Origin of the sequence: Mycobacterium angelicum, assembly GCF_002086155.1 — a bacterium.
In the GTDB taxonomy this organism is placed as follows: Bacteria; Actinomycetota; Actinomycetes; order Mycobacteriales; family Mycobacteriaceae; genus Mycobacterium; species Mycobacterium angelicum.
On the sequence record NZ_MVHE01000023.1, the window covers coordinates 1 to 22,971 of the forward strand.

Consider the following 22,971-nt stretch of genomic DNA (forward strand, 5'->3'; position numbering starts at 1 on the left):
CCTCGATCATCGTCACCACCACACTCAAGGACTTAGAAGCTGCGGCCGGGCGCGGCCTCACCGGCGGCGGCACCATCCTGCCCATGTCCGACGTGATCCGCCTGGGCCGCCAGGCCAGCCACTATTTGGCGATTTTCGACGACGGCAAGCCCCTGGCGCTGTATCACACCAAACGTCTGGCCTCACCAGGACAGCGAATTGTCTTGTACGCCAAGGAACGTGGCTGCTCGGCACCGGGCTGCGATACGCCCGGGTACTACTGTGAAGTGCACCATTGCATCCCGTATGCCCAGTGCGGCAGCACCGACGTCGACCAGCTCACCTTCGCCTGCGGCGGCCATCACCCGCTGGCCGAAAAGGGCTGGGCCACCCGCAAGAACGCCCACGGCGACACCGAATGGATTCCGCCGCCCCACCTCGACCACGGCCAGCCACGAACGAACACCTTCCACCATCCGGAGAAACTCCTGGTGGAAGAAGACGACCCCGATGACGAGGACGACCCGTAGCCCGCGACTGCGTCGCCTAGAGCGCTTCGGCGGCGCGCTCGAGTTCGACCAATGCCGGCTCGATGAGATCGGCCATCTCGTCGATGTCGTTGGCGACCTCGGGTGTCGTCACAAAACCGAAGTCCAGGTGTTCCTGGTAGGAGAAGCAGGTGATGTTCAGTGCGACGTCCATGACGGGCGGCCCGAGCGGCACCAGCGATTCCAGCTTGGCGCCGGCCATGTACAGCGGGATCGGCGGCCCGGGAACATTGGAGATCACCAGGTTGATCGGGGCCAGGTTGTGCGAGAGTCCGGTAGCGGTGTAGGCGCGGGCAGCCAGCTGCAGCAGGCCGGGCGGCGTGGTTTCGGTGAGCCCCATGATCTGATGGGCCGACAACGCTTTGGCCATCTCCTTGGCGCTCTGCGTGCTTTCGTGAATGGCCCGGAGCCGCTCGGCCGGATCCTCCACGTCGGTGGCAAGCGACGCCGTCATCGAGCTGATCTGATTGCCGACGTCCTCCTTGGTCTGGTCGGTGCGGGTGGAGACCGGGATCTGGGTGATCAGCGGCTTGGTGGGCAGCTCGTTGCGTTTGATCAGGTATTCGCGGGCCGCCCCGGCCACCAGCGCGAGCACGACGTCGTTGAGTTTGACGCCGAAGGCATCCTTGACGGCCTTGGCCCGCGCCAAGTCGACGCGGGTTCCGGTGATCCTGCGGTGCGGCGAGACCGACGCATTGAACCGGGTCTTGGGCGCGTCGAAGTATCGCGGCGGCTTGCTGCGCACGCCGAGGACCGCGATCTGCTGGCGCACGGTTTGCTCCAGCAATCTGGCAATCCGGAACGGCGTCATGATTCCGACGTTGATCAGAGCGCTGATGGCGCGACGCTCCAGGCCGGGGATCTGGAACCCTACCAGCGATCCCACCTTCTCCGTTTGCGGCGGTCGTGGTTCCGGCGTTATGTCCAGCAGGATTTCGCCCAGCCCCGCGCCGGAAACGCCGTCGACAATGGCGTGATGCATTTTGGTCAGCGTGGCGAAACGGCCGCCCTCCACACCCTCGATGACCCACAGCTCCCACAACGGGCGGGAGCGGTCCAGCTTGTAGGACATCAGGCGGCCGACGAGCTCCTCGAGTTCGCGTCGGCCTCCGGGCGCCGGCACGCCGATGCGACGGACGTGATAGTCGACGTCGAGTTCCTCGTCCTCGACGAACCACGGGCGGTCCAGGCCCAACGGGGCGCCCGTCACCCGCCAGCGCAACTGCGGGAGCTCGGCAAGTCGCTCGTTGATCAGTTCGCGGAGTCGATGAAAGCTGTAGTCGGCCGCGTCAGTGGGATCGCAAACGGCCAGTGCACCCACGTGCATGTGCCAGCCTGCTGTCTCTGCTGACCAAAACGCCGCATCAACGCTCGAGAGCCGCTTCATGCCATGAACCGTAGCCCCGAACGGCTGGCGGCGGGAAGGCGGTTAGCTACGCGGCGCGCATCGTCGTTAGGCGTCTTCCAACAGATCCGGGGTCACCGCCGACTCAGTGTCCGGAATTCCCTCGACCTTCGCCTTGCGATCGGCCATCGACAACAACCGCCGAATACGCCCCGCCACAGCATCTTTCGTCATCGGCGGATCGGCGAGCCGGCCCAACTCTTCCAGCGACGCCTGGCGGTGCTCAACCCGCAACTTGCCGGCCGAGGCCAAGTGCTCGGGCACCGTATCCCCAAGGATCTCCAGCGCCCGCTCCACCCGGGCGGCCGCGGCGACCGCGGCCCGCGCCGAACGGCGCAGATTCGCGTCGTCGAAGTTGGCGAGCCGGTTGGCCGTCGCCCGCACCTCGCGGCGCATCCGGCGCTCCTCCCAGATCAGCCTGGTGTCCTGCGCCCCCATCCGGGTCAGCAATGCGCCGATCGCCTCGCCGTCGCGCACCACCACCCGATCGGCGCCACGCACCTCTCGCGCCTTCGCGCTGACTCCCAGCCGGCGGGCGGCACCCACCAGCGCCAGGGCCGCTTCCGGCCCGGGGCAACTGACCTCCAGCGCCGACGAGCGGCCCGGCTCGGTCAGGGACCCGTGCGCCAAAAAGGCTCCCCGCCAGGCGGCTTCGGCGTCACCGATGCTGCCGCCGACAACCTGGGCCGGCAGACCACGCACCGGCCGACCCCGCATGTCCAGCAGTCCGGTCTGACGGGCCAGCGCCTCACCATCATTGGCGACCCGCAGGACATACCGGGTGCTCTTGCGAATCCCGCTCGCCGACAACACATGCACCACCGCGTTGTAGCCGTACAGATCGAAGATGTCCTTGCGCAGCCGGCGGGCGATGCTGCCCAGGTCGACTTCGGCCTCGACCACCACACGGCCGGCCACGATGTGCAAACCGCCGGCGAACCTGAGCAGAGACGTGACTTCGGCGCGGCGCGCACTGACCGATTTGACTACCAGACGGCTCAGCTCGTCCTTGACTTCGGTCGTCATCGCCACGCGTCGTCACCCCTTGGTCGTCCACCGTCCATCGGCCGCTCTGCCGTGGCCGTCACCGGAGGCGTCGCCGGGTCTTTCTCGCCGACCCTGTCACGCGCCCGCACCCCGTCCAGCACGGCTGCCAGCTTGCCCGGGTCATGTAAAGGTGTACCAGGTCGGGCCACGTCGGCGAAGTGGACCTCGGCATGGAGCAACGTGGCGGTACGGCGCAGTTGCTCACGTTCCCTGTCGCTGGGCACTCGCTCGGCGTCGATGATGATCTCGTCCACAGTGAATTCCGGCGCGTGCTGAGCCAGCACGTGCAGATGGCGCTCCACCGAGAAGCCCGCCGTCTCCCCCGGCTCGGCCACCAGGTTGAGCACCAGCGCCTTGCGGGCGGTGGTGCTTTGCAGCGCGGTGAGCAGCCCCGGCACCAGCACGTGCGGGATCACGCTGGTGAACCACGACCCTGGCCCCAGCACCACCAGGTCGGCCGCCATGATGGCGTCCACCGCCTGCCGCGTCGCCGGCGGATCGGCGGGCAGCAGCCGCACCCGGCGCACCTTTCCGGGGGTGCTGGCAATCGCCACCTGACCCCGAATCAGCCGGAACATTCGCGGATCGGACTCCAGGCCGGAGACGTCGGCCTCGATCTGCAGCGCGATCGGGCACATCGGCAGGACCCGGCCCTTGACGCCCAGAATGCGTCCGAGTTCGTCGAGGGCCGCGACCGGATCGGCCAGCACCTCGTTGAGGCCGGCCAGCAGCAGGTTGCCGATCGGGTGGCCCGCCAGCACGCCGCTCCCCCCGAATCGGTGCTGCATGATGGTCGCCCACAGCCGGCCATAGGGGCTGTCGGATGCCAACGCCGCCAAGGCCATTCGCAGATCCCCCGGCGGTACCACATCCAATTCGCTGCGCAGCCGGCCGGACGAGCCGCCATCATCGGCGACGGTGACGATGGCGGTGACATAAGGAGTCAGCCGACGGGCCGCCGAGAGCGTCGCATACAAACCGTGTCCGCCACCCAGCGCGACAATGCTGTCCGTCATTCGCGGCCCAGATCCCGGTGCAGTACCCGTACCGACAATTGCGGGTTGGATCCCAATAGCCCCATCAGGGCCTCTGCGATCGCCACGCTGCGATGCTTGCCGCCGGTACATCCGATGGCGACCGTCATGTATCGCTTCCCCTCCCGGCGGTAGCCGTCGACAACCAGGGATAGCAATCGATGGTAAGTCTGCAGGAACTCAGCCGCGCCGGGCTGGCCCAGCACGTAGTCGCGGACAGCCGGTTGCTGGCCGGTGAGCGGCCGCAGTTCGTCAACCCAGTGCGGGTTGGGCAGGAATCGCACGTCCATGACCATGTCGGCGTCCATCGGCAGTCCGTACTTGAAGCCGAACGACTCCACGGTGACGCTCGTCGTCGCACCGCCGTTTCCGCCGAACGCACGCTCGATGCTTTCCCGCAGCCCCCGCACCGACAGCGTGGACGTGTCGATGATCAGGTCTGCGGTGGCGCGAACCTGCGCGAGCATCCTGCGCTCGGCGGCGATGCCCTCGGCCAGGGTCTGCTGGCCCTGCAGCGGATGGCTGCGCCGATTCTGTTCGTAACGGCGCACCAACATGTCGTCGGAGGCCTCCATGAACACCACGCGCGGGGTGATGTTGCGGGTGGCCAGTTCGTTGCGCACCTCGTCGAGGTCGCCGGTGAACCCGCGCGACCGCACGTCCATCACCACCGCCAGCTGTGTGATTCGGGATCCGGCCGCCAATCCGAAATCCACCATGCGGGTGATCAGCTGGGGCGGCAGATTGTCGGCGACATACCAGCCGAGGTCTTCGAGCACTTTGGCCGCCGTGCCGCGCCCGGCTCCGGATAACCCGGTGACCAGGACGACGTCGATGCCGGCGGGCACGTCTTCGCTGGTCATGCTCCGGCTCCAGAGGGTTCCGGCTCGTCTGGTCGCAGTGCCTCGAGCACTGCCGTGGCTGTGGCCAGGCCGATGCCCGGGACGGCGGTGATCTGGTCGACGGTGGCCTCCTTGAGGCGGGCTATGGATCCGAAGTGGGTGACCAGCGCCTTGCGCCGATGCTCGCCGAGGCCGGGCACCGAGTCCAGGGCCGACGCCGTCATCCGCTTGGATCGTTTGCTGCGATGGTAGGCGATGGCGAATCGGTGCGCTTCGTCGCGCACCCGCTGCAATAGATAGAGCCCCTCGCTGTTGCGCGGCATGATGATTGGATCAGGCTCCGCCGGCACCCATACCTCTTCCAGCCGCTTGGCCAGGCCGATCACCGCTACGTCGGTAATGCCGAGCTCGTCAAGCACGGCTTTGGCCGCGTTGACCTGCGGTGCGCCGCCGTCGACGACGTAGAGATTCGGCGGATAGGCGAACCGGCGTGATTTCCCTTCGGCCGAAAGCAGATTCGGATCGTTCTGGTCGCTCAGATGTCGGTAGAAGCGCCGGCGGGTGACTTCGGCGATGGAGGCGACGTCGTCGGAGCGGCCGTGCCCGGCGGCTTCCCGAATCCCGAAGTGACGGTAGTCGGATTTGCGCGGCAGGCCGTCCTCGAATACCACCACGGAGCCCACCACATCGGTGCCCTGCACATGGCTGATGTCGACACATTCGATTCGCAGTGGCGCATCGGCAAGACCCAACGCGTCCTGAATATTCTGCAGCGCAGCGGATCTGGCATTGAAGTCACCGGCGCGCTTCAGCTTGTGCTGCTGCAGAGCCTCTTTCGCATTGCGTTGCACGGTTTCGGCGAGGGCACGTTTGTCGCCGCGCCGCGGCACCCGCAACGCGACCCGTGCACCGCGCAGGTTCGACAACCAGCTGGCCAATTCGTCGGAGTTGGACGGCAGACACGGCACGAGTACCTCGCGGGGAACCGGGTTGACGGCTTCGTCGGCTGCGCCGCCGAGCTCGGCCTGGTCCCCGTAGAACTGCGTGAGGAACTGCTCGACCAGCTGCTCCTCACCGGATTCGCCTGGGCCCCCCGGCTTTTCGACGATCCAGCCGCGCTGGCCGCGAACCCGGCCGCCGCGGACGTGGAACACCTGCACGGCGGCTTCGAGTTCGTCGTCGGCAAAGGCCACCACATCCGCGTCGGTGCCGTCGCCGAGCACAACGGCCTGCTTTTCCATGGCGCGCTTGAGTGCGCCGAGATCGTCACGGAGGCGGGCGGCGCGCTCGAAATCGAGTTGGTCCGACGCGGCCTGCATCTGCTGTTCGAGCTCGCGGGCGAAGCGGTCGGTTTTGCCGGACAGGAAATCGCAGAAATCTGTCACGATCTGCCGATGCTGCTCGGCGCTGACCCGCCCGATGCACGGAGCCGAGCATTTGTCGATGTAGCCGAGCAGGCAGGGACGGTCGATCTGGTTGTGCCGCTTGAAGACTCCCGCCGAACAGGTGCGCGCCGGAAACACCCGGGTGAGCAGATCCAGCGTTTCGCGGATCGCCCACGCGTGGGAGTAGGGCCCGAAATACCGCACCCCCTTGCGTCGGGGGCCGCGATAGACCATCAACCGGGGAAACTCCTCGTTGAGGGTGACCGCCAGCACCGGATACGACTTGTCGTCGCGGTAGCGGACGTTGAAGCGCGGGTCGAACTCCTTGATCCAGTTGTACTCCAGCTGCAGCGCTTCGACTTCGGTGTTGACCACCGTCCACTCGACCTTGGCCGCGGTGGTCACCATCTGCCGGGTGCGTGGGTGCAGGCTCGCGACGTCGGCGAAGTAGGACGTCAGCCTGCTGCGCAGGCTCTTGGCCTTGCCGACGTAGACGACTCGCCCGTATTGGTCCCGGAATCGGTACACGCCAGGCTCGACCGGGATGGACCCCGGCGCGGGGCGGTACGTGGCGGGATCTGGCACGTATCCAGGCTAATGGTCGCTACGACAACGCCTAGCGCGGCGGTGTTCGCCGGGCAAGCCCGGTCACGGAACGCTGTCCCAATGTTGGTAGGGCGCGTCGGGGATGCAGAAGCCTATATACAAGGAGGCCCCCGGGGCTGGGGGGCCATTGACGGCTAGGCAACCACCAAATCCACTGCTGATCTGGCCATTGGGCTGGTAACTGAAATGCTGGGACGGCCAATTGGAGCAGGGCTGGAGGAATACGTCACGATGCTCGTAGGGTCTTGTCAGGCACTCTCCGGGAAAGGCCACGCTTTCCTGCTCGTCGCCGGTGGAATTCCAACGCTGGGAATCCGCACCGTTGCACGGGTTTATAACTACCGGGGTGTACCAGTCTCCGCTGGGGCCGTCCAGACAGAAATCGCCCAATCCGCTTTTCAGTTGGACCGGTTCGTCGGCGTGTGCCGCGGCAGCACTGAAGGCCGTGATACCGAATGATGTGCTGACTACGACTACGGCCTGGCGAACCCCGCCCAACGACCGCGCCCTGGTCATGGAACGCTGTCCCAACCCTGATCGATATTGCCGTCGCAAAAGCGGGTAGAAACCCAAGTCCCGGGGTCCGGCCCGCCGAGAACGGTGAGGCAGCCACTCAGGTCACCGGTGATCTGGCCGTTGGAATGAATCGTCCACTTCTGGGTGAACCAATTCAGGCAGCCCTGCAGGTGCGACACCCAACTCTCGCCCGGCTGCGACAAGCAATTCCCGGGAAAGGCCACGCTTTCAAACTGCCCGTCCGGGGTGATGTTCCAGCGCTGGAAGTCGGTCCCATTGCACGGGTTGATCACTATCGGGGTGAACCAACTACCACTCGGGGAATCCAGGCAAAAATCGCCCATTCGGCTCTTCAACTGGACGGGGCCGTCGGCATGTGCCGTGCCAGCGTTGAACGCGGCGACACCGAGCATTGTGCTGACTACGGCAAGGGCCCGGCACACGCGGGTCATCAATGGCGATCCACTCATTTCGGCGGCCATCGTTGCATCTCATTCCAGCCGACGCATCTCATCCGGCGCCACTTTCGTGCGCATGCGCCAGGTGTAAAGTCGCGCGTTGTGGATCATGATGCCAAATACCCTGTGGCACTTGATGATTGACGGACATCCCATGAGTTTGTGGGTTTCCTGTGGCTTGACTGGCTGAGTGTCGGCCGCATGCCCTCCGGCTCGCCAGCGCAGGCGCAGAGCTTCCGCAGACGAGGCGGCGAAACCCGGTGCGCAACTCCTGGAAACCGGAACAACAATGTCGTATCGTCGGTCGCGTCAGGGCCTTCAGCCTTTTGCAATTCACCTCGAGTCGTACCCACAGAAAGCAGGGTTGATGACGAAACCGTTGATTGCTCCGACCAGAGTGGTGCGGGATTATTTGTCCAGTTCGCTGGTGTGGGACGGTTTTTTGGCCCAGGGCGGGTTCGTCGAAGGCGATATCGTCATCGCCACCCCCGTCAAGTCCGGAACGACATGGACCCAGCGAATAATTCAGCAGATATTGCGCAACGGGGCCGAGAACGACGGAAGCCTTTCAGACAGCTCCCCGTGGCTCGACTCCAGCTGGGGCGATCACGCCGAGATGCTCGATGTACTCAATCAGCAGCGCGAAGCCGGTATCCGGCGAGTGGTCAAGTCGCATCTGCCCGCAGCTGCCCTGCCAATTGCCCCCGAGGCCCGGTACGTGTTTGTCGGCAGAAATGGCAAAGACACCGGAATCAGCTTTCACCATATGATCTACAACTATTCCGAATCGACGATGTCGAAGATCAACGAGATTCACGCTCAGTGGTCGGGTGACGCTACGCCGTTGGTGATTTCCGAGGACATGCAGGCATTCTTCGACCTGTGGCTGGAGACGGACGGCTATGGCTGTTGCGATCTGTTTGACCTGGTGAAGTCGTGGTGGCAGCTGCGCGATGAGCCAAACGTGCTACTGCTGCACTACCAAGAGCTCAAAGAAGACTTAGCGGGCCAAATCGTGCGGCTGGCAGAATTTTTGGGCATCGATCCCGGGTCGCTGCGCATGGACGTCATCGTCGAGCATTGCTCGTTCGAGTACATGAGCGGTCGAGCGGAAAAGATGGCTCCGTTCAACGGACAACACATGTCCAGCGCCAAAGCCTTCTTCCACAAAGGCCCCAACCGCGATTACCGCAGCGAGCTCACGGCGCAACAAGTTGCGCGCTTCGACGAAGTCGCCCAGCAAAAACTGGGTGCGCAGTGCGCCCGCTGGCTGGAAACCGGCAAACTTTCCGCCACCGGTTAGCCGGGACGCTATCGCGCGGCGGCGAGGTTGTCCGGCGGGGTCAGCTCGTCGATGTCTTCGTACCAGTCGCGTTGGATCAACATCCCGTCGGCAATGCGCTGCAACGCCGCGTCGAAATCCGCTTCGTCCGGCTGATCGGTGAAGCCAGGTGACAAGGTGAGATTGTCGACGAGCCAGGTCCGGATGGCGGCAGACACCGAGTTGACTTGCCGCAGCCCGTCCGGAGTAAGCGATAGCTGGTCGCCGTCGCGGGATACGTAACCCGTTTGGACCAGGCGGTCGAAGACGGGTTCGAGGACCTGCCGGGGCAAATGGAGGTGTATGGCGATGTCGGCGAGCCGTACCGTCTCGAAGAATCGCTGGTATTGATAAATGCGCAGCACTCCCCACAGCCCGGCGACATCGAGTTCACAACCGCGTTTCTTGGCGATATCGTCCAATTGCAATTTGGGCGCTTCGTCCAGCACGCGTCCGACCGCGATTTCCAGGACGTCCTCAGGTGTTTTGATTCTGGGCACGGCGAATCCGTCTCCGAGGCAGCTGGGGCTGTCGTGGATTCCGGTCAGTGGTGCCTCGCGCAAGAACAACGAGAGAACGAATCCCACCAGGGCGATAAAGGCGGCATAGAGGAACACTTGCGCCAACGACCCGGCATACGCCCGAACAATCGGGGCGGCAATGTGCTGCGGCAGTTGATGTATGGCAGTTGGCGAATGCATGGCCTCGGCGGACACGCCGGCCGACGTCAACGCCGAACCTATTCGCCGGCTGAGGAAGTTCGCGAACAGCGCACCGAAAATTGCGGCACCGAATGCACCGCCGACCAGGCGGAAGAATGTCACACCCGAGGTGGCGATGCCCAGGTCTTCAAAACAGGAGGTGTTCTGCACGATCAGGATGAGCACCTGCATGGCGAAGCCGATTCCGGCGCCCAGGATGACCAGGTAGCAGAACTGCACCGGCCACGGCGTCGACTCATCCATGCGCGCCATCAGCAAGAAGCCGACGGCCATCAGTGCCGTCCCCGCGAGCGGAAAGATCTTGTACCGGCCGGTCCGGCCGACCAGGATGCCGGCGGCCAGCGACGTGGTCAGCAGGCCGACCACCATGGGCAACGTGCGCAGACCCGAGGTGGTCGCCGAGACGCCGTCGACGTAGCGCAGATACATGGGCACGAAGGTCAGCGCGCCCAGCATCGCGAATCCGACCAGCAACGACAGAATGGAGCAGACCGAAAACACCGGGCTGCGAAACAGTCGGGGTGGCAGGATGCCGGCGGCGGCGCGGCTTTCCACGCCGACGAATACGACCAGGCCCACCGCGGCGCCGACGAACAACGCGATAATCGGCGCCGAACCCCACGCGTAGGTGGTGCCTCCCCAACTGGTGGCCATGATCAATGCCGTGGTGGCCAACGCGATCACCAGGATCCCGACGTAGTCGATAGCCGGTTTGGCGCGCCGGGGCAGCGCGGGGATGGCTACGGCGGCGACCGTGAGAACCGCGATGGAAGTGGGCACGTTGACCCAGAATGCCCAGCGCCAATTCAGGTAGTCGGCGAAGAAGCCGCCGAATAACGGACCGGCCACTGTGGCGACCCCGAATACCGCTCCGAGGATGCCCTGATAGCTGCCCCGGTCCCGCAGCGGAAACACCTCACCGACCAGCGCGGAGGCCGTCACTGAAGTGGCACCGGCGCCTATACCCTGCACCATCCGAGAGAGCGCCAGCATCGCCATGCTGCCGGACAAGGCGCACAACACCGAGCCGACCAGAAAGACCACGACGGCGATTTGCAACACCTGCTTGCGGCCCAGCAGATCACCGAGTTTGCCGGCCGCCGGGACAACGACAATGCCCCCGAGCAGATAGGCAGCGACAGCCCACGATTGCTGGCCGGAGTCACCTAAGTCTTCCGCGATCGTCGGCAGTGCAGGCACCACCATCGCCTGGTCCATAGCCGCTACCAAGACTCCGAGCGCAAGCGCCCCGAATATGACATTGCGACGTGCGGAGGTGATCGAATCGCTGGCCGAAGGAGGAACGGCGGAGGCGGTTGCCGGTGCAGTTTGGCTCGTCATACTCAGCTCCCATCGCTGTTGGAGCCCGCGTGCGAGGACTCGGACTACGCCGGTGACCGAAGGACACGCTGTTCTTGGAAACGGCGCCTCTTTCGAATTTGTCCATCAGTGCCAACTGCGCCTCGCCAGATTCGTTTTAGCAGCCCAGTGCTGACCGTGTCACGCTTTCCGCAGGAGAAGAACCGTTTCGGCTTTTGACGAGCAAGCACCTAATTGCCACTGCACTTTGCTCTTAGGACCTGAAAAGCACGTCGAGTCGGCGCGTTCGTGTGCAAACTAATTCGGTTTGGATCGTGTCCATGCTTACACAATCCGGTCCAACCGGCGTGTTTCGTCGCGGGGGCTCGGGGACGGCGCAGCCGACTGGCCCCACTCCCACCGGTGTGGCAACCTCGTGCGGCGCGCGGACTCCTGGGGGGTCAGCCTGCAATGGCCGGCGGGGCTGAGTGGCAATTGACTTGCTGTGGTTGCGCCAGCGCTGCGCGCTGCGTCCAAGATCGTCGCCGACCACGCCGCGCGAGTGGCCTCGTCCCTCGAACATTTGATCGGGTCGTCGGAAATATCAGGGGTAGCCGCTGCAGCCATGCATGTCGCATTGGATGAGTATTGCGCCGCATGCGACCAACGGCTTTCGTCGGCGTCGGCGGCGTTGACTGTGGCTTCTGGGGCGTTTGCCGCAACGGATGAAACCAACAGCGCGGCCCTGGCGTCGGTCAGATCCGTTCACCTCCTCTAGCCGTTTGCATGACCGACGTCGACGAGCCGCTGACACGTTCTCGCGTTGAGGCCTTTGCCCACACAGCGGACACGTTGACCGCTGCCGCCGCCCAATGGCGGGCCCGCGCAGCACCGTTGGAGGGCACCGCAGATGCATATGCCGGACAAATGAACTGCCCCAACGGGACTCGATGAGTTTGGGCAAACCGCCGAATCGGCGGCCCAGATGGCCCATGCGGACAAGCTTGCTGCGATTTCCGCTTCCAACCACGCACACCAAATGGCTGATATCGCGCGGCGCGGCGGCGATGTGCTGCGCGGTGCACGCGAAGATGCCTTAGAGGCAATCGCCGAAGCCGAGAACGACGGCTTTAGTGTGGGTGAAGATTTGTCGGTAACCGACAACCGTTTCGGGATTCCGCCGGCTGAGCGGATAGCGCGCCAACAAGCCGCGGCGACACATGGCAGCTTCATCACTCATCGAGTCGCTCGCGTGCAAGACGCAAACGCGAGCGTCGCCGCCAAGCTACACGCCGGAGCCGAGCAAATGGCGAATATGGCGGCCGCGCACTGGCGCGCCACCACCACACACCACACCCGCCCCCCTCGCCGAGCTACGCGATACCCAAGAACCAACCAGGCTCACCAGAATCGCATGCCCCTGCAGTCCAAGACCGCGACAGTGTCGCGGCCGATCGCCAACGTGCCCCCGGCCCAGCTACGCCGAGGAGGTCCCATCGGGCGACGGCACCAGGTCTGGCCGGTAGCGGCCGAGCAGCGAGCGCACAGTATCCATGGCAGCCACGGCACGCTCCTTGTCGACGGCCTGAATCGCCATCACCGGAATGTACTCGTCGTCGGGCAGATCGACGCGTGCCCACCGGCTGCCGCCGGGAAACGACACACCAACCACAGCGGACCACGGTATTAGCCTGTCTCCCAACAGGTTACGAACCAGCAGACCGGAAGCCCCCACCCGCAGCCGGGGCCGCGTGAAGAGCAACACAGCTCCGGCGAGGACCAGCCCCAGCGCAGCCATCGCCACCTGATCGGCGGTCTGGAAGATCACGCCGCTGGACCTCACTTTGAGCAGCAGGCCCACCACGATGTGTGCAGCTGCGATCACAAACGCAGCGATATAAGCGAATAACGGTGTCAGGCGGGGACGCAGTTCGGCATCCCATTCGGGCGGTGTCGTCACGACCGTGCGCGCAGATCACGCAGGGCCAGGGCGGTGGCAAGGGCCGCCGCGGTCGCCTGGGCGCCTTTGTCCTCGGCGGAGTCCGGCAGCCCAGCCCGATTCAGCGCCTGCTCCTCGGTGTTGGTTGTCAGCACCCCATTGCCCACCGGCGTGGACTCGTCGAGCGAGACCCGGGTCAAACCTTGGGTCACCGCGTCGCAGACGTAGTCGAAATGCGGTGTCTCGCCACGGATCACGACGCCGAGTGCAACGACGGCGTCATGATTGCGAGCCAATTCCTGCGCGACCACCGGAATCTCGATGGCCCCCAGCACGCGCACCACCGTCGGACTGCCGATGCCCGAGTCGTCGGCTACCTTGAGGGCACCGGCCAACAGCGCGTCACACACTTGGGTGTGCCACGTGCTGGCGACAATGGCCAGACGCACACTGGCGGCATCCAGTACCGGCATCTCCGGCACGCCGGCCCCACCACTCATAAGGCCCCGCCGAATTCGCCTGGCAAATGCACAGATTCGTGGAAATCGTCCAGACCGGTCAGGTCATGGCCCATTCGGTCACGCTTGGTCATCAGGTACCGGATGTTGTCGGCGTTGGCCCGCACCGGCAGCGGCACCCGCTCGATGATGTGCAGACCGTAGCCGTCCAGACCCACCCGCTTGGCCGGATTATTGGTCAGCAGCCGCATCGACCGCACCCCCAGATCAACCAGAATCTGGGCGCCGATCCCGTAGTCGCGGGCATCGGCGGGCAGCCCCAGCTTGAGGTTGGCGTCCACGGTGTCATCCCCGGCGTCTTGCAGCTGATAGGCCTGCAGCTTGTGTAGCAGCCCGATGCCGCGGCCCTCATGACCACGCATGTAGAGCACCACCCCCCGACCCTCGCGCGCCACCATCGCCATGGCGGCATCCAGCTGTGGCCCGCAGTCACAGCGGCGCGACCCGAACACGTCGCCGGTCAGGCACTCCGAGTGCACCCGCACCAGCACGTCGTCGCCGTCGGCGGTGGGGCCGGCGATTTCGCCGCGCACCAGCGCAACGTGCTCGACGTCCTCGTAGATGCTGGTGTAGCCGATGGCGCGAAACTCCCCATGACGAGTGGGAATCCGCGCCTCGGCAACCCGCTCGATGTGCTTTTCGTGTTTGCGCCGCCAGGAGATCAAATCGGCGATGGTGATCATGGCCAGGCCGTGCTCGTCGGCGAAGACCCGCAACTCGTCGGTCTGGGCCATCGAGCCCTCGTCTTTTTGGCTGACAATCTCACAGATGGCCCCGGCCGGCCGCAGCCCCGCCATCCGCGCCAGGTCCACAGCGGCCTCGGTGTGACCGGGACGGCGCAACACCCCACCGTCCTTGGCCCGCAACGGAACCACGTGACCGGGACGGCTGAAATCCTCAGCGACACTGGCCGGGTCGGCCAGCAGCCGCATGGTGGTGGCCCGGTCGGACGCCGAGATGCCGGTTCCCACACCGTTTCTGGCGTCGACGGTGACGGTATAGGCGGTGCCGTGCTTGTCCTGGTTGACCGCATACATCGGCAGCAGGCCCAACCGGTCGCAAACCGCGCCGTCCAACGGCACACACAAATACCCCGAGGTGTAGCGGACCATGAACGCCACCAACTCCGGCGTCGCCTTTTCCGCGGCGAAGATCAGGTCGCCCTCGTTCTCGCGGTCCTCGTCATCAATGACGACGACGGCCTTTCCCGCCGCAATGTCGGCAACCGCCCGCTCGACGGAATCCAACCTCGTCATCGCTGCTACCTTGCTGTGGAACCGGCTAATTGCCCTCAAGTATGAACCACGGCGCGGCCGCAGTTATTGCGATGACCTTTTCTCAGCTTGTTTGCATCAGCCGTTCGACATATTTGGCAATCACGTCCACCTCGAGATTCACCTGCGTTCCCACCGGAGCCGAACCCAGCGTGGTGAGCTCTCGCGTCGTCGGAATCAGTGACACCTCGAACCAGTCCCGCGGCTCGGCCCCCAAGCCGGAAACCGTCAGTGAAATCCCGTCGATGGTGATCGAACCCTTCTCGACCACGTAACGGGCCACCGTGGAAGGCATCTCGAAGCGCACCACCTCCCAATGTTCGGAGGGGCTGCGCGACACGATCTGGCCGGTGCCGTCCACATGTCCTTGCACGATGTGCCCGCCCAACCGGCTGTTGACCGCTGCGGCGCGCTCCAGGTTCACCCGGCTACCCGGACGCAGGTCGCCGAGATTGGAGCGATTCAGGGTCTCGGCCATCACATCGGCGCTGAATTGACCGTCGGCCATGACGTCGACGACCGTCAGGCATACGCCGTTGACAGCAATCGAATCGCCGTGTCGCGCGTCGGAGGTCACGGTGGGGCCGCGGATGATCAGCCGTGCGGCGTCGGTGAGGGTCTCCCGACCAGTGATCTCTCCGAGTTCCTCGACAATTCCGGTGAACATCGGACCAGGTTAATGGCTATTACCGCAGACCTGCACCCGACTGGCTCACCGGGCGCGTCACAGGCACCCTCTACGATGCAAAGTTATGCAGACCCCCCGCCGTCTCTTTGCGTTGCTCGCCGCCCTGAGCGCGGCAACCCTGTTGGTTGCCAGCTGTTCGTCGGAGTCGAAGCCAAGTGGTGGACCGCTCCCGGACGCGACGAATCTGGTGAAGCAGTCCACCGAAGTCACCAAGAACGTCAAGAGCGCACACATCGTGCTGACGGTGAATGGCAAGATCCCCGGACTGTCCATGAAGACGCTCAGCGGCGATCTGACCACCAACCCCACCGCCGCAAAGGGGAACGTCAAGCTCGTCCTCGGTGGGTCGGACATCGACGCCGACTTCGTGGTTTTCGACGGAAACCTCTACGCCACCCTGACCCCCAACAAGTGGAGCGATTTCGGTAAGGCTGCCGACATCTACGATCCGTCGCAGATTTTGAGCCCCGATAACGGCCTGGCCAATGTGCTGGCCAACTTCACCGACGCCAAGGCCGAAGGCCGCGACACCATCAACGGACAGACCACGGTCCGCATCAGTGGAAAGGTGACGGCGGCCGCGGTGAATCAGATTGCGCCGCCGTTCAATGCGACGGACCCGGTGCCGGCCACCGTCTGGATTCAGGAGAGCGGCGACCACCAACTCGCGCAGGTCAAGATGGAGCGCGGCGCGGGCAATTCCGTCCAGATGACGTTGTCGAACTGGGGCCAGCAGGTCCAGGTGACGAAGCCACCGGTGAGCTGATGACCATGCGGGCTGGACGTGGAGTCGCCATCAGCGCAGGCAGCCTCGCAGTGCTGCTGGGCGCGCTGGACACCTATGTCGTGGTGACGATCATGCGCGACATCATGAACAGCGTCGGGATTCCGGTGAACCAGCTGCAGCGGATCACCCCAATCATCACGTGGTACCTGCTGGGTTACATTGCCGCCATGCCGCTGTTGGGCCGAGCTTCCGACCGGTTCGGCCGCAAGCTGATGCTCCAGGTCAGCCTGGCCTTGTTCCTGGTCGGTTCGGTGGTGACCGCGTTGGCCGGGCACTTTGGCAGTTTCGACATGCTGCTGGCCGGCCGCATAATCCAGGGCATCGCCAGCGGTGCACTACTGCCCATCACCTTGGCACTGGGCGCCGACCTGTGGGCGCAGCGAAACCGCGCCGGTGTGCTCGGCGGGATCGGCGCGGCGCAGGAACTCGGCAGCGTGCTGGGTCCGCTGTACGGCATTTTCATCGTGTGGCTGCTCCACGATTGGCGAGACGTGTTCTGGATCAACGTCCCGCTGACGCTGATCGCCATGGCGATGATCCAGTTCAGCTTGCCGTCGCACGACCGCAGCGCCAACCCGGAGAAGGTCGACATCCTTGGCGGTTTACTGCTGGCCCTCACGTTAGGGCTCGCTGTCTTCGGGCTGTACAACCCCAGCCCAGACGGCAAACACATTCTGCCGCCCAATGGGTTGTTCCTGGTTATTGGGGCGGTCGTCGCCGCGATCGCGTTCTTCGTTTGGGAGCGGCTGGCCCGCACCCGGCTCATTGAACCGGCCGGCGTGCACTTCCGACCTTTCCTGGCCGCGTTGGGCTCATCGCTGTGCGCCGGCGCGGCGCTGATGGTGACATTGGTCAACGTCGAGCTGTTCGGCCAAGGCGTGCTGCAAAAGGATCAGACGCAAGCCGCGGGAATGCTGCTCTGGTTCCTCATCGCCCTGCCGATCGGGGCGGTGGTAGGCGGCTGGATCGCCACCCGCGCCGGCGACCGTTGGGTGACCCTGATTGGTCTGCTCATCGCCGCATGCGGTTACCTGCTGATATCGCACTGGCGGGTCGACTTGCCAGACCAGACCCACAACATCTTCGGACTCTTCACCGTGCCTGCGATGCACGCCGACCTGCTGGTGGCGGGTCTCGGGCTGGGTTTGGTGATCGGTCCACTGTCCTCGGCAACACTGCGTGCTGTCCCTGCAGCCCAGCATGGCATCGCCTCAGCGGCGGTGGTGGTGGCCCGCATGACCGGCATGTTGATCGGTGTCGCCGCGCTGAGCGCGTGGGGGCTATACCGGTTCAACCAGATCCTGTCGGGCTTGTCGGCGGCAATCCCGCCCGAGGCCACGTTGCTGGAACGCGCCGCCGCAATCGGAGGCATGTACCAGAAGGCATTCGCCCTGATGTACGGCAACATATTCACCGTTACGGCACTGGTGTGCGCGGTAGGAGCACTGCTGGGTCTATTGCTAAGCAGCCGCCACGTCCACGCCGAAGAACCAGACGTCCCCGAGCAGCAGGCCGTCGCGCCCCGGACCGGCTAACGCGCCACCAGGCTGAGCAGCAGATCCGGGCCGACCTGCTCGACACTGTCGAACTGCCAACGCAGAGCGTGCGCCACGCTGGATACCCCGACGTCGTCGACCGCGCTGATCGGGCCGCCCAACAAGATCGGCGCGACGTAGGCCATGATCCGGTTGATCGCCCCCTGACGCAGGAAAGCACCGGCCAGGGTCGGGCCGCCTTCCAGCAGCACATCGGTGCGATCCGAGAGCGCCCTGAGCACCTCCACGGGTTCGCGGGTGCGGATCACCATGGTGCGCGAATCGTCGTTGAGCACCTTGGCTTCCGGCGGGATGTCACGCATCCCCACCACCACCCGCAGCGGTTGCTGCGGGGCCAGCGACCCGTCGGGCAAGCGGGCCGTCAGGGTCGGATCGTCGGCCAGGACCGTGCCGGTTCCGACCACGATCGCGTCGGCGACAGCCCGACGGCGATGCAGGTGCTGCCGGGAAGCCTCGCTGCTGATCCACTGACTGGAGCCGTCGGCGGCAGCGCTGCGGCCGTCGATGCTGGTGGCGTACTTCCATGTGACATACGGCAGCCCGGTCCGCTGCTTGTGCAACCACTCCCGCAATGGACCGGCCGCAACCGCATCGGCCATCACGCCAGAGCGCACCTGCAACCCCGCAGCGGACAGTCGCCCCGCGCCGCCGCCCGCGATCCCGTTGGGGTCGTTGACAGCGAAGATCACCGTGCCGACCCTGGCTTCGATCAGCGCGTTCACGCACGGCGGGGTCTTGCCGAAGTGATTGCACGGCTCCATGGTGATCACCGCGATACCGCCGGCGGCCAAACCGCCGGCCCGGCGCAGCGCGATGACTTCGGCGTGATCGCCGCCGGCCGGCTGGGTAGCGCCGACACCCACGACCCGGCCTTCGGGGTCGACGATGACCGCCCCGACCGGCGGGTTCGGGTACGTGGTCCCCTTGACCTGATAGGAGTGCTCGATGGCGAGGCGCATGGCCTCATCGATGCTTTTGACCGTCTGAGTCTGGTCCAGAGGCTGGTTCATAAGCCGTTCACAAACCTAAGTGGGGGGACACGGCACCGGCCTGTCGCCGCAATGCCTCGACCGCCGCGCTGGGGTCATCCGCGCCGTAAACCGCGGATCCGGCGACGAAACAATCGACGCCGGCCTCGGCGGCCTGCTCGATGGTGTCTTCGTTGATGCCGCCGTCGATCTCGACGAGGATGGTCAGCTCCCCCGAATCGACCATCTTGCGCACCGTACGCACCTTGCTGAGTACCTCGGGGATGAAACTCTGGCCTCCGAAGCCGGGTTCGACGGACATGACGAGAAACGTATCGAAATGCCGCAGGATTTCCAGATACGGATCCAGCGGGGTGCCCGGCTTGATGCTGATCCCGGCTTTGGCGCCGGCGGCCTGGATATCGCGGGCCACCGAGACGGGGTTGTCGGTGGCCTCGGCGTGGAACGTCACATTGTAGGCACCGGCCTCGGCATACGGCGGCGCCCATCGGTCGGGGTTGTCGATCATCAGATGGCAATCCATCGGGATCTTGCTGGCGGCCAACAGACTTTCCACCACTGGCAGCCCGATCGTCAGGTTCGGCACGAAATGGCCGTCCATCACGTCGACGTGCAACCAGTCGGCGCCGTGTACCGCGGCCGCTTCGTCGGCCAGACGGGCGAAATCGGCGGCCAGGATTGACGGCGCTATCAGCGGTCCCCCCGTACGAGGCATGAGCGACAGACTACTAATCCCCGGGAAGCCGGCGCAGGGCAGCTGCGAACATGGCATCGGTGCCGTGTCGGTGTGGCCACAGTTGCACCTGGGGCCCCTCCCCCAGACCCTGGCTGACCGGCTCGAAGAACGGCCGGGCATCCAGCGCCGCCACCGGCTGCCGGCGCAGCGCGTCGGCCACCACACCCGAGGTTTCGGCCAGGTGCGGCGAGCAGGTCGCATAGAGCACCACACCGCCCGGCCGGGTCAGTGCGATCGCCGCGGCCAGCAGTTCGCGCTGCAGTTTGGCCAGCGCGGGTATGTCGGAAGGCTGGCGCCGCCAGCGGGCCTCCGGCCGTCGGCGCAAGGCGCCCAGCCCGGTGCAGGGCACATCGACGAGCACCCGATCGAATCCGGACTCGAGATCGGTGTGCCGGCCGTCAACCCGCAACACCTCCACCGGCAGTCCGCGGGTGTTGGCTGCAACCAGGTCCGCGCGGTGGGGGGCCGGTTCCACCGCGGTCACCCGGGCTCCCGAACTCACTCCCAGCGCGGCCAGCAGAGCGGTCTTCCCGCCCGGACCGGAGCACAGATCGAGCCAGCGGCCGCTGTCGTCGGCGACCGGCGCCAGCGTCAGCGCCCGGGCAACCAACTGGCTGCCCTCGTCCTGCACCAGCGCAGTGCCTTCCCGAACCGCCGCCAGCTCGCCGGGATCACCGCCCGGCAAGTACACCGCATACGGCGAATAGCGGCCCACGGTGCCGTGTACCTGCTCAGCCAGCTCACCGGCGGTCAGCACCCCGGGGCGCGCCGCCAAGTGCACCTGTGGCCGCTCGTCGTCACTGGCCAGCACGGCATCGAGTTCTCCCGCGTCTGCACCCAGTGCGTCGGCGAAGGCCTGGGCGATCCAGCGCGGGTGTGCGTGCACGAAAGCCGCGTGCCCGATGGGATCCCGCGCAGGGTCGGGAGCCAGCTCGTCCACCCAGGACCGCTCGTCGCGCGCGGAGATCTTTCGCAGCACACCATTGACGAAACCCGCTCGGGCCGAGTCGAATTCAATGCCGGCCTGATCGACGGTGGTAGAAACGGCGGCGTGTGCCTCGACGCGGGTGCGCAACAACTGGTAAGCACCCAGCCGCAGCAGGTCGAGCAGCACCGGATTGATCGCCTGCGCCGGCCGACCGGCGGCCGCGGCGATGACGGCGTCGAGCAGACCCTGCGTCCGGCAGCTGCCGTAGGTCAGTTCGGTGGCAAAGGCGGCGTCGCGGCCCGTGATCCCCCGCTCCCGCAGCAACGCCGGCAGTACCAGGTTCGCGTACGCATCGCGCTCAGTGACCGCCCGCAGCGCGTCGAAAGCGGCACCACGCGCGGGGTCGAGCCGCTTGCGGCGCGGCCCTTTTGGTTTAGGAGTCATGATGCCCGCGCGGCGGCGTCGAGCCGGGCACCGCGCGCCCAGTCGACGGCGTTCATGAGTTTCTTTCCCGGCGGCTGAATCTGGCCCAGCCGCACGGGATCCGATCCGGTGCCGACCCATACACTCTTACGATCCACGTGAATCCCGCCGGGCGGCAAGGCTTCTGGTGATTCAGCAGCAACTTGGACCGGCCCGACTTTGATCCGCAGGTCACCGATCATGGTCCAGGCGCCCGGATTGGGCGTGACCGCGCGAATACGCCGCTCGACCACTTGCGCGGGCAGCTCCCAGCGCACCCGGGCCTGCTCCACGGTGATCTTCGGCGCCAGGCTGATACCCTCGGCCGGTTGCGGCCGCGGGGTCAGCGTCTGATCGGCAATGCCGTCCAGCGTGGCCGACAGCAGCGCCGCACCCGAAACAGCAAGTCGCTCAAGCAAATCACCCGCGGTATCGGTCGGCTTGATGGTCTCGGTGACGACACCGTAGACCGGTCCGGAATCCAGGCTGGGCTCGATCTGAAACGTCGTGGCACCGGTGACGGTGTCGCCCGCAGCGATGGCGGCCTGCACCGGCGCCGCGCCGCGCCAGGCGGGCAGCAGCGAGAAGTGCAAGTTGACCCAGCCGTGCGCGGGCACGGCAAGCAGGCCGTCGCCCAGCAACGCCCCGTAAGCCACCACCGCGCAACACTGCGGCGCCAACTCCGCCAGCTCGGCGACGAATTCCGCCGCGTTCGGCCGCGCCGGGCGCAGTACCGGGATGCCACGCTCGAGCGCCTCCCGCGCCACCGGTGACGGCTCCGGCTTACCGCGCCGGCCGGACGCGGCGTCAGGCCGGGTCAGCACCGCCACCACGTCATGGCGGGGCGAGTCGATGAGGGCACGCAGCGCGGGCAGCGCGGGTTCCGGGGTACCGGCGAAGACGAGGCGCACCGACACAGTCTAGGAAGCCCGCAAAGGTGGCGAGGGTCACAAGCCGCGCGCCCGGGATTCTTAGCTAACTATAATATAGCCAATGCATACTATGTCCGACGGACATTTTCCGACGCTTTCCGACGACGACGTCGTAGTACGCAGTCCCTTCCCTTACTCCGCAGGAGATCAGGAGATCTGATGACAATCGACACCCCCATCCGCGAGGACCAGAACCTGGCGGCAGCGCACGCCGCGATGTGGGCCCTGGGCGACTACGCCCTGATGGCAGAAGAGGTGATGGCGCCGCTGGGCCCGATCCTGGTCGCCGCAGCGGGCATCAAGCCCGGCGTTCGGGTGCTCGACGTCGCCGCCGGCTCCGGCAACATCTCACTTCCCGCCGCCAAGACCGGCGCCACGATCGTTTCCACCGACCTCACGCCGGAGCTGTTGGAGCGCTCCAAGGCCCGGGCCGCGCAGCAGGGCTTGACGCTGCAGTACCAGGAAGCCAATGCCCAGGCTCTGCCCTTCGCCGACGGCGAGTTCGACATCACGATGTCGGCAATCGGCATCATGTTCGCGCCAGACCACCAGTGTTCGGCCAACGAGCTGGTGCGGGTGTGCAAGTCCGGCGGGACCGTCGGCGTGATCAGCTGGACCCCGGAGGGATTCTTCGGCCGCATGCTGGCCACCATCCGGCCCTATCGGCCGAGCCTGTCGGCGGCGCTGCCCCCGTCGGCGCTGTGGGGACGCGAGAACTACATCACCGGGCTGCTGGGCGACAGTGTCACCGACGTCAAGACGCAGCGCGCCGGCCTCGAGGTCAAGCGCTTCGACACCGCGCAGGCAGTGCACGACTACTTCAAGAACAACTACGGTCCGACGATCGAGGCGTACGAAAACATCGGCGACAACGCGGTGCTGGCCGCCGAGCTCGACGCCCAACTCGTCGAACTCGCCGCGGAATACCTGACCGATGGTGTCATGGAGTGGGAGTACTTGCTGGTCACTGCGACCAAGCGCTGACCGGGCCGATGGGCCC

The 22,971-nt window shown here is 65.5% G+C and carries 21 protein-coding genes; 5 read left to right on the top strand and 16 right to left on the bottom strand.

The annotated features are described in order from the left end of the window. The coding region (locus BST12_RS15270) for an HNH endonuclease signature motif containing protein (RefSeq protein WP_139801699.1) at positions 1–509 on the top strand (509 nt) is incomplete at its 5' end. A 16-nt stretch (positions 510–525) separates the two neighbouring features. Here BST12_RS15270 and BST12_RS15275 read toward each other — a convergent pair. The 7 genes from BST12_RS15275 to BST12_RS15305 form a co-directional block, all read right to left on the bottom strand. After that, positions 526–1,914, bottom strand: coding sequence for a WS/DGAT/MGAT family O-acyltransferase (locus BST12_RS15275; protein WP_083113970.1), 1,389 nt, complete (start codon positions 1,912–1,914; stop codon positions 526–528). A 66-nt stretch (positions 1,915–1,980) separates the two neighbouring features. After that, positions 1,981–2,958 (bottom strand): DNA-binding protein WhiA, encoded by a 978-nt coding sequence (gene whiA, locus BST12_RS15280; RefSeq protein WP_083114024.1) that lies wholly within the window; start codon positions 2,956–2,958, stop codon positions 1,981–1,983. Further along, complete coding sequence (gene yvcK / locus BST12_RS15285) at positions 2,955–3,995, bottom strand: uridine diphosphate-N-acetylglucosamine-binding protein YvcK (RefSeq protein WP_083113971.1); 1,041 nt, start codon at positions 3,993–3,995, stop codon at positions 2,955–2,957. Before yvcK ends, whiA begins: the two co-directional genes overlap by 4 nt. Further along, positions 3,992–4,876, bottom strand: a complete 885-nt coding sequence (rapZ, locus tag BST12_RS15290; RefSeq protein ID WP_083113972.1) for an RNase adapter RapZ — start codon at positions 4,874–4,876, stop codon at positions 3,992–3,994. Before rapZ ends, yvcK begins: the two co-directional genes overlap by 4 nt. Next, on the bottom strand, positions 4,873–6,825 hold the full coding sequence (gene uvrC / locus BST12_RS15295; RefSeq protein ID WP_083113973.1) for an excinuclease ABC subunit UvrC: 1,953 nt from the start codon (positions 6,823–6,825) through the stop codon (positions 4,873–4,875). The genes rapZ and uvrC overlap by 4 nt, the downstream gene beginning before the upstream one ends. 63 nt (positions 6,826–6,888) lie before the next feature. Next, complete coding sequence (locus BST12_RS15300; RefSeq protein ID WP_083113974.1) at positions 6,889–7,362, bottom strand: Rv1419 family lectin; 474 nt, start codon at positions 7,360–7,362, stop codon at positions 6,889–6,891. Continuing rightward, positions 7,359–7,832 (bottom strand): Rv1419 family lectin, encoded by a 474-nt coding sequence (locus tag BST12_RS15305; protein WP_083114025.1) that lies wholly within the window; start codon positions 7,830–7,832, stop codon positions 7,359–7,361. The genes BST12_RS15300 and BST12_RS15305 overlap by 4 nt, the downstream gene beginning before the upstream one ends. A 355-nt stretch (positions 7,833–8,187) precedes the next feature. Here BST12_RS15305 and BST12_RS15310 point away from each other — a divergent pair, with 355 nt between their 5' ends. After that, entirely contained in the window at positions 8,188–9,123 is a 936-nt protein-coding gene (locus BST12_RS15310; RefSeq protein ID WP_083113975.1) for a sulfotransferase domain-containing protein, read from the top strand. A gap of 8 nt (positions 9,124–9,131) precedes the next feature. Here the strand turns inward: BST12_RS15310 and BST12_RS15315 are convergent, their stop codons facing one another. The 5 genes from BST12_RS15315 to BST12_RS15340 form a co-directional block, all read right to left on the bottom strand. Then, entirely contained in the window at positions 9,132–11,204 is a 2,073-nt protein-coding gene (locus BST12_RS15315) for an MDR family MFS transporter (protein WP_083113976.1), read from the bottom strand. Positions 11,205–12,639: 1,435 nt separating this feature from the next. Further along, positions 12,640–13,122 carry a PH domain-containing protein gene (locus BST12_RS15325; protein ID WP_083113978.1) on the bottom strand — a complete coding sequence of 161 codons (483 nt, stop codon included), beginning with the start codon at positions 13,120–13,122 and terminating at the stop codon, positions 12,640–12,642. Beyond that, positions 13,119–13,601, bottom strand: coding sequence for a 6,7-dimethyl-8-ribityllumazine synthase (gene ribH, locus BST12_RS15330; protein WP_083113979.1), 483 nt, complete (start codon positions 13,599–13,601; stop codon positions 13,119–13,121). Before ribH ends, BST12_RS15325 begins: the two co-directional genes overlap by 4 nt. Continuing rightward, positions 13,598–14,875 (bottom strand): bifunctional 3,4-dihydroxy-2-butanone-4-phosphate synthase/GTP cyclohydrolase II, encoded by a 1,278-nt coding sequence (locus BST12_RS15335; RefSeq protein WP_083113980.1) that lies wholly within the window; start codon positions 14,873–14,875, stop codon positions 13,598–13,600. Before BST12_RS15335 ends, ribH begins: the two co-directional genes overlap by 4 nt. Before the next feature lie 82 nt (positions 14,876–14,957). Beyond that, entirely contained in the window at positions 14,958–15,560 is a 603-nt protein-coding gene (locus BST12_RS15340) for a riboflavin synthase (protein WP_083113981.1), read from the bottom strand. Between the two features lie 85 nt (positions 15,561–15,645). Between BST12_RS15340 and BST12_RS15345 the strand changes: the two genes are divergently transcribed. Both BST12_RS15345 and BST12_RS15350 read left to right on the top strand, forming a co-directional pair. Continuing rightward, complete coding sequence (locus BST12_RS15345) at positions 15,646–16,347, top strand: LppX_LprAFG lipoprotein (protein WP_083113982.1); 702 nt, start codon at positions 15,646–15,648, stop codon at positions 16,345–16,347. 5 nt (positions 16,348–16,352) lie between these two features. Further along, the gene (locus BST12_RS15350; protein ID WP_139801700.1) at positions 16,353–17,903 is read left to right on the top strand and encodes an MFS transporter; all 1,551 of its coding nucleotides are present in this window, start codon (positions 16,353–16,355) and stop codon (positions 17,901–17,903) included. Here the strand turns inward: BST12_RS15350 and ribD are convergent. From ribD to fmt, 4 genes are read right to left on the bottom strand one after another with little or no spacing between them, the layout of a single operon-like run. Continuing rightward, positions 17,900–18,934, bottom strand: a complete 1,035-nt coding sequence (gene ribD, locus BST12_RS15355; RefSeq protein ID WP_083113984.1) for a bifunctional diaminohydroxyphosphoribosylaminopyrimidine deaminase/5-amino-6-(5-phosphoribosylamino)uracil reductase RibD — start codon at positions 18,932–18,934, stop codon at positions 17,900–17,902. The genes BST12_RS15350 and ribD overlap by 4 nt on opposite strands. Positions 18,935–18,941: 7 nt before the next feature. Further along, positions 18,942–19,637 (bottom strand): ribulose-phosphate 3-epimerase, encoded by a 696-nt coding sequence (gene rpe, locus BST12_RS15360; RefSeq protein ID WP_139801705.1) that lies wholly within the window; start codon positions 19,635–19,637, stop codon positions 18,942–18,944. A gap of 4 nt (positions 19,638–19,641) precedes the next feature. Continuing rightward, complete coding sequence (locus BST12_RS15365) at positions 19,642–21,021, bottom strand: RsmB/NOP family class I SAM-dependent RNA methyltransferase (RefSeq protein ID WP_083113986.1); 1,380 nt, start codon at positions 21,019–21,021, stop codon at positions 19,642–19,644. Further along, positions 21,018–21,950: a methionyl-tRNA formyltransferase gene (gene fmt, locus BST12_RS15370; protein WP_083114026.1), complete on the bottom strand. Its 933-nt coding sequence runs from the start codon at positions 21,948–21,950 to the stop codon at positions 21,018–21,020. Before fmt ends, BST12_RS15365 begins: the two co-directional genes overlap by 4 nt. 180 nt (positions 21,951–22,130) lie before the next feature. Here fmt and BST12_RS15375 point away from each other — a divergent pair, with 180 nt between their 5' ends. Continuing rightward, positions 22,131–22,955, top strand: a complete 825-nt coding sequence (locus BST12_RS15375; RefSeq protein ID WP_083113987.1) for a class I SAM-dependent methyltransferase — start codon at positions 22,131–22,133, stop codon at positions 22,953–22,955. The last annotated feature ends 16 nt before the right edge of the window (positions 22,956–22,971 follow it).